12 protein-coding genes and 1 pseudogene are annotated in these 10,144 nt (G+C 51.7%); 7 read left to right on the forward strand and 6 right to left on the reverse strand.

Features of this window, described 5'->3' with window-relative positions:
• Positions 1–181 precede the first annotated feature (181 nt).
• Positions 182–817 (forward strand): annotated as a pseudogene (locus P0O24_RS11700) (DNA polymerase); the annotation flags it as partial.
• Between the two features lie 303 nt (positions 818–1,120).
• Here the strand turns inward: P0O24_RS11700 and P0O24_RS11705 are convergent.
• Positions 1,121–1,669, reverse strand: a complete 549-nt coding sequence (locus P0O24_RS11705) for an aldehyde dehydrogenase family protein (protein WP_316969937.1) — start codon at positions 1,667–1,669, stop codon at positions 1,121–1,123.
• A gap of 91 nt (positions 1,670–1,760) precedes the next feature.
• Here P0O24_RS11705 and P0O24_RS11710 point away from each other — a divergent pair, with 91 nt between their 5' ends.
• The 3 genes from P0O24_RS11710 (at position 1,761) to P0O24_RS11720 (ending at position 3,515) form a co-directional block, all read left to right on the forward strand.
• The gene (locus P0O24_RS11710; protein ID WP_316969938.1) at positions 1,761–2,063 is read left to right on the forward strand and encodes a nucleotidyltransferase family protein; all 303 of its coding nucleotides are present in this window, start codon (positions 1,761–1,763) and stop codon (positions 2,061–2,063) included.
• A 124-nt stretch (positions 2,064–2,187) separates the two neighbouring features.
• Positions 2,188–2,586 (forward strand): acylphosphatase, encoded by a 399-nt coding sequence (locus P0O24_RS11715; protein WP_316969939.1) that lies wholly within the window; start codon positions 2,188–2,190, stop codon positions 2,584–2,586.
• Positions 2,587–2,780: 194 nt separating this feature from the next.
• Positions 2,781–3,515 carry a hypothetical protein gene (locus tag P0O24_RS11720; RefSeq protein ID WP_316969940.1) on the forward strand — a complete coding sequence of 245 codons (735 nt, stop codon included), beginning with the start codon at positions 2,781–2,783 and terminating at the stop codon, positions 3,513–3,515.
• A 222-nt stretch (positions 3,516–3,737) separates the two neighbouring features.
• On the opposite strand, the gene P0O24_RS11725 is transcribed toward P0O24_RS11720, so the two are convergent.
• Together P0O24_RS11725 and P0O24_RS12580 are read right to left on the reverse strand one after the other, a co-directional pair.
• Positions 3,738–4,025 carry a type II toxin-antitoxin system MqsA family antitoxin gene (locus P0O24_RS11725; protein WP_316969941.1) on the reverse strand — a complete coding sequence of 96 codons (288 nt, stop codon included), beginning with the start codon at positions 4,023–4,025 and terminating at the stop codon, positions 3,738–3,740.
• Entirely contained in the window at positions 3,992–4,225 is a 234-nt protein-coding gene (locus P0O24_RS12580) for a DUF4258 domain-containing protein (RefSeq protein ID WP_394356784.1), read from the reverse strand. The genes P0O24_RS11725 and P0O24_RS12580 overlap by 34 nt, the downstream gene beginning before the upstream one ends.
• A gap of 1,382 nt (positions 4,226–5,607) precedes the next feature.
• Here P0O24_RS12580 and P0O24_RS11730 point away from each other — a divergent pair.
• Genes P0O24_RS11730 through P0O24_RS11740 form a run of 3 tightly spaced genes read left to right on the forward strand, consistent with a single transcriptional unit; the run spans position 5,608 to position 8,347 of the window.
• Positions 5,608–5,931, forward strand: coding sequence for a hypothetical protein (locus tag P0O24_RS11730; protein ID WP_316969942.1), 324 nt, complete (start codon positions 5,608–5,610; stop codon positions 5,929–5,931).
• Positions 5,932–5,960: 29 nt separating this feature from the next.
• Positions 5,961–7,316, forward strand: a complete 1,356-nt coding sequence (gene thrC / locus P0O24_RS11735; protein ID WP_316969943.1) for a threonine synthase — start codon at positions 5,961–5,963, stop codon at positions 7,314–7,316.
• An 11-nt stretch (positions 7,317–7,327) separates the two neighbouring features.
• Positions 7,328–8,347 carry a methionine synthase gene (locus P0O24_RS11740; protein WP_316969944.1) on the forward strand — a complete coding sequence of 340 codons (1,020 nt, stop codon included), beginning with the start codon at positions 7,328–7,330 and terminating at the stop codon, positions 8,345–8,347.
• Positions 8,348–8,435: 88 nt separating this feature from the next.
• Here the strand turns inward: P0O24_RS11740 and P0O24_RS12585 are convergent, their stop codons facing one another.
• The 3 genes from P0O24_RS12585 to P0O24_RS11750 all read right to left on the reverse strand — a co-directional run bounded on the left by P0O24_RS12585 (position 8,436) and on the right by P0O24_RS11750 (position 9,942).
• Complete coding sequence (locus P0O24_RS12585) at positions 8,436–8,756, reverse strand: IS1 family transposase (RefSeq protein ID WP_394356785.1); 321 nt, start codon at positions 8,754–8,756, stop codon at positions 8,436–8,438.
• 455 nt (positions 8,757–9,211) lie between these two features.
• Entirely contained in the window at positions 9,212–9,412 is a 201-nt protein-coding gene (locus P0O24_RS11745; protein WP_316969945.1) for a hypothetical protein, read from the reverse strand.
• Between the two features lie 59 nt (positions 9,413–9,471).
• The gene (locus P0O24_RS11750; RefSeq protein WP_316969946.1) at positions 9,472–9,942 is read right to left on the reverse strand and encodes a helix-turn-helix domain-containing protein; all 471 of its coding nucleotides are present in this window, start codon (positions 9,940–9,942) and stop codon (positions 9,472–9,474) included.
• Positions 9,943–10,144 lie beyond the last annotated feature (202 nt).

Genomic DNA, 10,144 nt, shown 5'->3' on the forward strand with positions numbered 1-10,144 from the left:
ATCAAGGGGGATAGCTACAGGCTGAAGGAACGAAAACGGCAGGGACTGATCCCCAAGAGCTATTCTCTATAATTGGGAGAAGTGGTCTGGTCAAGCAGAAGCCTTATCTGTAGGTGGACAGTTTTATACCGCCATAATTGGACAGTTTTAGACCGGCGTTGACAATCCGCATAGAGAGACGGCCCAGGCGATCTTCAAGAAGGCGAAGATCACCAATGAGGAGAGGCAGATCGCCAAGACCCTCAACTACGGGACGATATACGGAGGTGGCGCCAATATGGTCAAAAGCATGCTTCCGAACCTGACGGAGAAAGACGCCCAGGAGTTTCTATACCGGTTTTACAGGTCCTATCCGGGGCTGAAAGGCTGGCAGCAGAAGGTCACTTTCGGAGCACCAACTCTGACGGCAGACGGGCGGAGCTACAAGGTCTCCCGATCGGCTCTGGGGCGTTTGAGGTACGTCGATCCAGATCACAGAAATGCCCTGATCAACACCCCCGTCCAGGCGACGGGAGCTGATCTTCAGAAGATCGCCCTCGGCAGGCTCTACAGGGAGCTGGCAAAGCCTGAGCATACTGCCTTCAAGCTGGTGAATGCGGTTCACGACAGCATCCTTCTGGAGGTGCCGGATCAACGAACCGGCGAGGCGACGAGGCTTATCAAGAAAGTGATGGAGGAAGCCGGGGGCGAGATTCTGAAGGTAGTGCCCTGTCTCACCGAGGAGAAGGTCGGGAAGGAGTGGTCCTTTCCCAAGGATAAACGGGGATTGTCGGCTTTTCTCAGGAGGGTTGCATCAGGGGCAATAGGACGGTCATAGCGATGCCTTTGGAGCCCGCATCTATCCATGGCTGAAAAACCGAGGCTCATCCGAAGCTGGTCGGTGAGTAGCCCTCATAGTCCAAAAGTCCCTCTCCCAAACCAGCCTACTATTTCCCCCATTCGCCCCCGCTGCCTATCGGTGGTCCTGGAGACAAAATTGACAGAATGAGGCGATCCCCTCGGATCGCCTCTCCGCTCATTATCTGTCGCAGGCTCCTCTTCCCCTCTGCCCCCTCTTCCCCTCTGCCCCCTCTTCCCCTCTGCCCCCTCTTCCCCTCTGCCCCCTCTTCGCCCCAGAGCCTTAGATCTCCCCTCCAAGCCCGATCCGAATGTGCTTTTCTTCCATGTACTCGTACAAGGCCGATCGGGACCGCTCTCGCCCCAAACCGCTCTCCTTCCACCCACCGAAGGGGGCCCCCGGGACGATGGGGCTTGTGGTGTTGACCCCGACAGACCCCACCTCCAGCCTTTCGGCGAACCACAGCCCCCTCGTCATATCCCCGGTGAAGACGTAGGCGGCAAGGCCGTACCGGGAGGCGTTGGCAAGTTTGAGGGCCTCTTCGTCGGTCGAAAAGCTGATCATCGGCGCCACCGGGCCGATGGTCCCCTCCCTCATCATCCTCATGGAGTGGTCCATCCGATCCAGGACCGTGGGGAGGAAGAAGAAGAAGCCACTCCGAAACTCTTCCCCCTCCGGCTCCCGGCCGCCGCAGAGGAGGGCGGCGCCCCTGGCGAGGGCGTCGGCGATGTGATCTCTCGTCGAGCAGACTGAGAGGGGAGGATCAAGGAACGAACTGGATTGAGATCTCCTCTCTCTGAGATTCGAGCATTTCAGCTCCAGTTCTGACATTCTCGGCTGCCTTTCTGAATCCGAAGGCTGAAGGCATATCTTTATCGCTTCGAGCACAAATAACTTCTAAGTCGAGGGGTTAATCTCAATTATGCCATCCAAAATCGAGATACCCAAGGAGAAGATCGAAGACTTCTGCCGTCGATGGAAGATAAAGGAGATGGCTATCTTCGGATCGGTTCTCCGGGAAGATTTTGGATCGGAGAGCGATGTTGATTTTCTGGTCACCTTCGTCAAGCATGCCCGATGGAGCCTCTTCGACTGGGTGGAAATGATCGAGGAGTTGAAGAAGATAACCGGTCGAGAAATTGACCTGGTGGATAGGGAGTCGATTCGAAATCCCTTCAGGCGGCGCTCTATTCTGGCCAGAATGGAGGTAATCTATGGAGCCTGAAGGCCCCATTGAAACCCATATATATTAGGCGGTCAACATCTTTAGAGTCAACATCTTTAGAAGGGCGAGCTTCAGATTATATCCGCCACTGTATGCCCGCCGTCAGATGGGAGAGCATGGGATCATGAGTGAGATGAGGACGAAAGAGAAGATCGAGATCATCGGACCCAAAGTCCACGGCGTGGGCTACAGATACTTCCTGATGAAACAGGCGATGCTTCTGGGGGTCGATGGCTTTGCTGCTTCAAACCAGGCAGGCAGAGATCGGCAGCAGAAGGTGCTGGTTATCGTACAGGGGTCGAGGGAGGCGGTGATAGACTTTTCCGCCTTTGCAAAGACCGAAAAGCCAGAGGAGGCGGAGGTATCCGAAGTTCTGATCGGAGACTTTGACGTTTTCGTTCCAAAGATGACCGACTTCGCCATGATCCTCACCGCCGGCCAGATCGTGAAGGCCATCCCCATCATCCAGGAGATCGAGAGCAATACCCGAGAGACGGTCGAAAGCCCCCTCAAGTTATCATAATTTTATCCAGTTGAAAGGCGGAGCAATCTTCTTAAAGATGCAGAACGGAGTAAAAAACCATGTTCAAAGTGGGTGAATACCGCGAGGATGTGGCCAGGGATATCGCAAATCACCTGAAAGAAGCCGGGATGAAGGTGGACGTCAGAACCTTCTCCACCGCTTGGAGTGATTCCATCGACCATCTGGAAGGCAGGATGAGCGAGCTGAAGGAAGAACTCGATGAGGAGGATTTCCAAGATTGCGAGCGATATATAGACGCCCTACGATCCGTCCTCTCCAGAGGCGCTACCCCGGAGAACTTCAATCAAATGTTTCAGATGGAGCTGGACCCAGAAGTGAACGAAAAGAGGCAGCTATTTCGTGATATCATGGAAGGTAATCTCTCTCTTGAAGAGCGGAAGGCAAAAATGGAGAACTTCACTGAGATGATGAACGACCTGGGCAAGATCTCCGATGCGCAGTCCCTTGTATACGAGGTCTTATCTCGCAATAAAATTGAAGTGGGAGAAGATGTGGGCGATCGGCTCGACGACCCCATCGTACGGATCCCATATCTTCCGGAGGATGACGAAGAGGAATCCAGATTTGCGAAGATCACCACGATCTTGACATTCAATCCGAGGGCAGCGGTCTTCATCGACGAGTTCTCCGCCATCCTTGTAGATGAGCTGGACGAGGAGTTCAGAGATGAATACGAGGACGAATTCTTCGAGATCTACTATTTGGGCGAGATGATCTCCAACCTCAGGAAGTCCTCCTCCGGCAAGATGGACGCTAAGAGATTCTACGAAATGTGCGCTTTACAGGCAGAAGAAGACGGATACATACTGAAGGTGAACGGCAGAGATGTCGGCCAGGAGATCGCAAGGTCGCTGGAGAAGAACGGCATATTAAAGATAAAGGGCGACGGCATCAAGTGGAAACGCTGATCTTTCCGGGATTGTTACAGAGCTAATCCAACGAGCTTCGCTTTAGAGGCTGTCCAATGGTGGTGGTGGTGGGGGGGGGGGTCACGACTTTCCTATCATGGATAGTATACGTAAATGGTTATCTACCGAGAATCGAGGCGACAGATCGAAAGAGAGGGAGGTCTTCGCCCTCGGGGCGCCGGAATGGGAAGAGATCGCGCCCGGCGTTCCATCCCGATCGGGTCAGGCCGACTCCTTCATCTTGAGGTCGACCTCGCCGGCCGCGATAGGCTTTGCAAGGAGCTTTCCATCCCGCAAGTCCCTGATGATCTTGTCGATCTCTCTTGAGGCGTCTGGTGTGATATAAGCCTCGTCGCAGACGTCGCAGATCAAGGTCTGGACGTTCTTGATCACCAGAACGGACCCCTGGACTCTGGTGATATAATCCGTGAGGCCACGGCGTAGTCTACCCTGACCGCAGTTACAGACGTCGGGGATCAGCTCACTCTTCTCGTCGTATGGTCCATCCATTCTTTATCCTCCGGCCAGTAAACCGTGACTATACGCAAGTGATTTTCGCATAACGCAACCACAACATGGCAATACCGCAAGCCTACGGCGCCGGTTATGAGGGCAGAGGGGCATGGCTTGCTATCCGGATAATCTTCTATTATGCTCCCGTCTAATATCAAATTAACCAGATCATCGGTGTAAATGCCCCTCTCATCCATTCTCGGTCGCGTACCCAGATTACTGAATAGCGCTAACGGGTGACGTAATGGCTGTTTGGCGGAAAATACGTCCCTTGAATTCGATTCGAGTGGCGATTTTCAGTAGATCGAGTACTCGACCCCATTCTCCTGCGGGCGTGAAACGTTAATATATATTTATCTTTTATAATCTGATTCTTGACATCTTCGATCTCTACTCCTCTGTCCCCTCCCTACTTTTCATCAGCCTCTAATTTTCAGCATTCAGGTTTGACTTCTATATCGGTTAGTCGAGAACGAGATAAATCTTTCCCGGATATCAAGATGAATGACTCGTATCCGCCAGGTTGGCTTTAGACCCGGCATTTCGCATTAACGGTTTGAACGCTCATTAATTTTCCTGCTATCGATTTTTTGAGAATAGATATCAATCGACTCTGTATAGAGATCAAATAAGGCCAGCTTCATAAAGAATAAGAATATAATTATTAAATTTTTATAATATACTGAATTGTTAATATCATGTTGACAAATTCTAGTAAAATTATTTTAAACAAAATTTGAGTTAAACGTTTGAATTTATGCACATTTTGGCAAGCAATAAATTCTTAATTTTGCATAGACTTACTGCGGAATGCCGGTTAGACTATAATCTGACTGAAATAATGGGGCCACGACTTTTCAGCCATGGATAGGGGTGGTGCGCCTGGATTCGGTTGATATATCCAAAGAGAAACGATACCGATCTTGTTTTTGTTAGATAACCCTTTGGTCCATCTCGAATTCAAAAACGCTAATGTGCAGTGCCTCTAAAAACTCTAATCGAATTATCAACCCGGCATTCCGCAGTAAGTCTATGCAAAATTAAGAATTTATTGCTTGCCAAAATGTGCATAAATTCAAACGTTTAACTCAAATTTTGTTTAAAATAATTTTACTAGAATTTGTCAACATGATATTAACAATTCAGTATATTATAAAAATTTAATAATTATATTCTTATTCTTTATGAAGCTGGCCTTATTTGATCTCTATACAGAGTCGATTGATATCTATTCTCAAAAAATCGATAGCAGGAAAATTAATGAGCGTTCAAACCGTTAATGCGAAATGCCGGATCAACCGAATCAAAGAGCACCACCAAAACATGATATCTTGGTCTATTTTCCGTTCACGTTTCACGAGTCCTGTTTCTTTTGCTAAATCTTCCAAAAATTTTCGTGAAAACATTTCACAAAGTACTCGTTCAATTATATTCTTCTCTTCTAATGAATATGTCTCTGCCATTTGAGATGGCCCCCCTTCCCTCTAAGAGAGAACGATCGTGGCGATGATATAAATCTGCATCTGAAGACGAGATTTATTCTATGTTCGCGGAGATGAGAATCCTTAACCGATGACCAATGGAGATCTTTCTGGAGATCGGAGATGTAAATGGAATCGGATCGACCTTTGGTCAGCTCGGGATCATGGCATCAGGGCGCTGCCGCGCTGCAGAGGGATTGCGCCTGGTCACTCTGGGCGCCATGATACTGGGCCCAACCGAGAGCGACAACTTCGAGATAGTGGAATCTTGGGCCAATGGCCTGGCTTCAGAGCTTAACTACACCCAGGAGCAGTTCGACGCTATGAGCCTGGAATTAGTCGAAGCTTACCAAAAAGACAATGGATTGAGTCTCATCGACGCCGCCTTCGCCGACCCCGTCCCCGACCCTGACAAAGTTTAAGGACGATCCCTCCCAATTCCTCCGTACCTATGAAGAAAATCATGTATTCCAGCACCAACGGCCACCCCGAGCTCCTCGACTTCAAGGAGGCGCTCCTCCGAGGCCAGGCCCCCGACAAGGGGCTCTACGTCCCCGACTCAATCCCCAGCATCCCGAAAGAGGAGCTCGCCTCTTTCTCTGGGATGGAGTACCCCGAGATCGCCCTCTGCGTGATGCGCCGCTACCTGGGGGATTTGATCCCGGAGGATGACCTCGTCGCGATCCTGAAGGACGCCTACGACTTTCCCGTGCCGATCGAGCGGGTCTACGACGAGAAGTACGTGATGAGGCTCGACCGCGGCCCCACCTTCTCCTTCAAGGACTTCGCCGCCCGTCTGATGGGTAGATTGATGCAGTACTTCCTAAAAGAGGAGGGCCGCTCTATGGTGATCCTGACGGCGACCTCCGGGGATACCGGAAGCGCCGTCGCCCATGCCTTCTACGGCCTGGATAACATCAAAGTCGTCGTCCTCTTCCCCGAAGAGGAGGTGACCGGAAGGCAGAGAAAGCAGATGACGACCCTGGGAGAGAACGTAACCGTCTTCGCCGTCGACGGCAAGTTCGACGACTGCCAGGCTATGGTGAAGCAGGCCTTCGTCGACCCCGACTTCGCCGACCTCAACCTCTCGTCGGCCAACTCCATCAACATCGGCCGGTTGATCCCCCAGTCGATCTACTACTTCTACGCCTGGTCGAAGGTGGCGGCAAAAGACCGCGAGATCGTCTTCTCCGTCCCCTGCGGCAACTTCGGAAACGTCATGGCAGGCCTCATCGCCATGAGGATGGGCCTTCCCGTCCACAAATTCGTGATAGCAACAAACGAGAACGACGAGTTCCCCCGCTTCCTCTCCACCGGCGACTACCGGCCGATCAGCCCCTCGGTCAAGTGCATCTCCAACGCCATGAACGTCGGCCACCCGAGCAACCTCGCGAGAGTCTTCTGGCTCTACGAAGGCTCGATGGACGAGAACGGGACGGTCGTCAAAGCCCCTGACATCGAGGCGATGAGGCGGGAGATCTTCGCGGTCTGCATCACCGACTCCGAGACGAGGGCGGCGATATCCGACGCCTACAACAGGTTTGACACCCTTCTTGAGCCCCACGGAGCCGTCGGCTGGGCTGGGCTTGCTCGGTACCTGAAGGAGGTCGAGGACTGGAGCCCCTGCGTCTCTCTTGAGACCGCCGACCCCGCCAAGTTCCCCGAGGAGGTAGTTCGGGCCGTAGGCCTGGAGCCACCGGTCCCCGAGAGCATGGCCCTCCTCGATGGGATGGAGGAGAGGTTCGACCTCGTCGCCGGGGAGTACGGGTCCTTCAAGGAGAAGCTCTCGGAGCTCTTCCGCGGATAGGGGGTGAGAGTATGGCGGATGTTGGGCCTGATATCATCTTCGACGACATAGGAAGCTACCCCCTCCCCGCAGGGATGAGGCGGGAGAGCCTCCCGGAGGGCGAGGCCTACCTGGAGCTGGTCAAGGACGCCATGGCCCAGAAGATCGAGGCCGGGGTCGAGAGGCCCACCTACCCCCAGTTTCGGGATATGATCGGGATGTTCATGGACCCGATAGAAGACCCCGAAAGGTCCGAGAGCCCCTACGTCGTCCTGCAGGAAGAGGCCCGGATCCTGGAGCTTTCGGCCCTGGAGGCCCTGGGGCGAATGATGGAGGGGGAGGGTAAGAGGCTATCGATCAGGGTCTGCGTTACAGGCCCCGTGGAGCTGTACATCTCGCGGTTTGCCGCCACAGACTATGCCGACATCCTGGAGAAGATCGCAGTAAGCGTCGGACGGTTCATCGAAGCTGCGAAAAAGAGCCGCCACTTCCAGGTCGCCGTCGTCTCCATCGACGAGCCTTCCCTGGGGATCAGCCCGAGCGTCATCTTCGGCGACGACGAGATAAGAGATGCCCTGGAGATCGCGGCACGCCCCTGCGGGAGGATCGACTGCGAGATCCACCTCCACTCCCCCCTGATGGCGGAGCTAACCTGCGCCGTCCCCGGGATCAACGTCATCGGCGTCGAGTCTGCGGCCAACCCCGACTACCTGAAGCTCATCGACCGGAGGGTCCTGGAGGAGAACGACGCCTTCATCAGGGCCGGGATCGCGAGGACCGACATCGACGGCCTGGTGGCGAGGCTCAACGACCGGCTCGATACGAACCTCTGGAGAGATCCCGAGAGGCTCGAGAGGGAGGTATTCGCCGCCGAGTCGGTGGAGGTTCTGGAGGAGAGGCTCACCGGGGCGTTCCGCCTCTTCGGAGACCGGTTGAGGTACGCTGGCCCTGACTGCGGCCTCGGCTCATGGCCGAGCCAGAAGATGGCGTTGAGGTGCCTTGCCAGCTGCGGGAAGGCGATCGCGTCCTTCAGATCAAGGCGAGATCGATAGACCATCAGCCGCCCTGATCGATCGCTCATCTCCATCGGAGTCCTTCGATCCGGAAGGGTAAATCATCACCTTTTTTGGTGGTGCGCCTCTAACTGGTTGATATTCTGTGATACGGATAAGTCAACAGCTCCCTTAACGACCAATTGTGGTCTGTCAAACCACTTGTCTTCGCAGGGCTGTTCTTTCTTTTCCTCCCCAAACAATCCAAACTTATCAGTGACAAATGCCCTCTGCAAAAGTTAAAATGGGCAAAGTAGAGTGTCATTTGCTTATCAAGCTCAGAAATCTTCTTTGAGAAGCCGATGGTCTTCCTCGATATGCGGTTGTTGTCCTGTCTCAACGTCAGGTTCTGTCTCTCGACCAGGCTTGTTGAAATGTCCTTCGGATCGATATCCTTTCCGAATATCACCTTCTTTTTGACTTTCCTGATAGCTCCTCCTGCTGGTCGCGTACCCAGATTACTGAATAGCGCTAACGGGTGACGTAATGGCTGTTTGGCGGAAAATAAGTCCCTTGAATTCGATTCGAGTGGCGATTTTCAGTAGAGCGAGTACGCGACCCTCCTGCTTTGAACTTTATGACCTGGGCGTATCTCAGATCCGGCATTCCGCAGTAAGTCTATGCAAAATTAAGAATTTATTGCTTGCCAAAATGTGCATAAATTCAAACGTTTAACTCAAATTTTGTTTAAAATAATTTTACTAGAATTTGTCAACACGATATTAACAATTCAGTATATTATAAAAATTTAATAATTATATTCTTATTCTTTATGAAGCTGGCCTTATTTGATCTCTATACAGAGTCGATTGATATCTATTCTCAAAAAATCGATAGCAGGAAAATTAATGAGCGTTCAAACCGTTAATGCGAAATGCCGGTCAGATCATCATCTGGCACCAACTTTGGCTTTCTTGGCCGTCCTCTCCTTAAAGTCTTTGGAAAGGCAACCAGCTTGCCATATGATTTCAGCAACGCCTTGGTGTAGAACTTCAAACCGTCAGAAACAAAGAGAGGCATCGATGCGATGCGCTTCTTAGTAGTCTCTACCACTTTATCAGCCATGTACTGCTTACGTTCTCCTACAGCATGAGCGACCACAAGACGGGATTCTGATGCAAAGCTTACCTATACCCAGGTTCCATCGTCTTCATATGCTTCCATTCTCGGTACTTGTTTTTTTGAACGAAGGTCCAAAGCTCGTCAAGCTCAACCTTTGAGACGACGATGTCCTTCATGAGAGCTTTGTTTACCTCTTCGCTGTGCTCTGCAGCCCTCGAAAGCCAACGTCTCACTGTATCCAGCTTAACTTCTAGAACCTCGGCAACTCCGCGAAGACTCATGCCCTTCAGAATCATCTTCAATGCGATGAGGATCTCATCTTCTTCTGTCCTCAGATCATAAAAGACGGTGTTAGTCCTCCCGCAAAATACCCGACCACAGTGGCGGCAGATGTACTTTTGGACCTTCCCGCTTTTGGTCATATATGTACCGCTACCGATAACGTTTCCTTCGCCGGTTACACCATGCAAAGTACAATCTTCGTTAGGGCATGGCACATCTATGAACTTTGGCTTTGGACCCCTCCTTGCCATCTTGCTATCCCTCGATATAAATACCAAGTTACAAGTATAAAAATCAACCTATTGGGAGGTCACTACCGGCCTTTCGATAATGGACTGATAATGGACTGATAATGGACTGATAATGGACTGATAATGGACTGATAATGGACTGATAATGGACTGATAATGGACTGATAATGGACTGATAATGGACTGATAATGGACTGATAAT

This window comes from Candidatus Methanocrinis alkalitolerans (assembly GCF_029167205.1).
In the GTDB taxonomy this organism is placed as follows: Archaea; Halobacteriota; Methanosarcinia; order Methanotrichales; family Methanotrichaceae; genus Methanocrinis; species Methanocrinis alkalitolerans.

Bases quoted from the DNA above. Each gene is read 5' to 3' on its own strand.
- P0O24_RS11715 (WP_316969939.1), top strand. From the start codon at position 2,188: ATGAGTGAGATGAGGACGAAAGAGAAGATCGAGATCATCGGACCCAAA.
- P0O24_RS11730 (WP_316969942.1), top strand. From the start codon at position 5,608: ATGGAGATCTTTCTGGAGATCGGAGATGTAAATGGAATCGGATCGACC.
- thrC (WP_316969943.1), top strand. From the start codon at position 5,961: ATGAAGAAAATCATGTATTCCAGCACCAACGGCCACCCCGAGCTCCTC.
- P0O24_RS11725 (WP_316969941.1), bottom strand. From the start codon at position 4,025: ATGGATGGACCATACGACGAGAAGAGTGAGCTGATCCCCGACGTCTGT.
- P0O24_RS11720 (WP_316969940.1), top strand. From the start codon at position 2,781: ATGAGCGAGCTGAAGGAAGAACTCGATGAGGAGGATTTCCAAGATTGC.
- P0O24_RS11710 (WP_316969938.1), top strand. From the start codon at position 1,761: ATGCCATCCAAAATCGAGATACCCAAGGAGAAGATCGAAGACTTCTGC.
- P0O24_RS11745 (WP_316969945.1), bottom strand. From the start codon at position 9,412: ATGGCTGATAAAGTGGTAGAGACTACTAAGAAGCGCATCGCATCGATG.
- P0O24_RS11705 (WP_316969937.1), bottom strand. From the start codon at position 1,669: ATGTCAGAACTGGAGCTGAAATGCTCGAATCTCAGAGAGAGGAGATCT.
- P0O24_RS11740 (WP_316969944.1), top strand. From the start codon at position 7,328: ATGGCGGATGTTGGGCCTGATATCATCTTCGACGACATAGGAAGCTAC.
- P0O24_RS12580 (WP_394356784.1), bottom strand. From the start codon at position 4,225: ATGGATGAGAGGGGCATTTACACCGATGATCTGGTTAATTTGATATTA.
- P0O24_RS11750 (WP_316969946.1), bottom strand. From the start codon at position 9,942: ATGGCAAGGAGGGGTCCAAAGCCAAAGTTCATAGATGTGCCATGCCCT.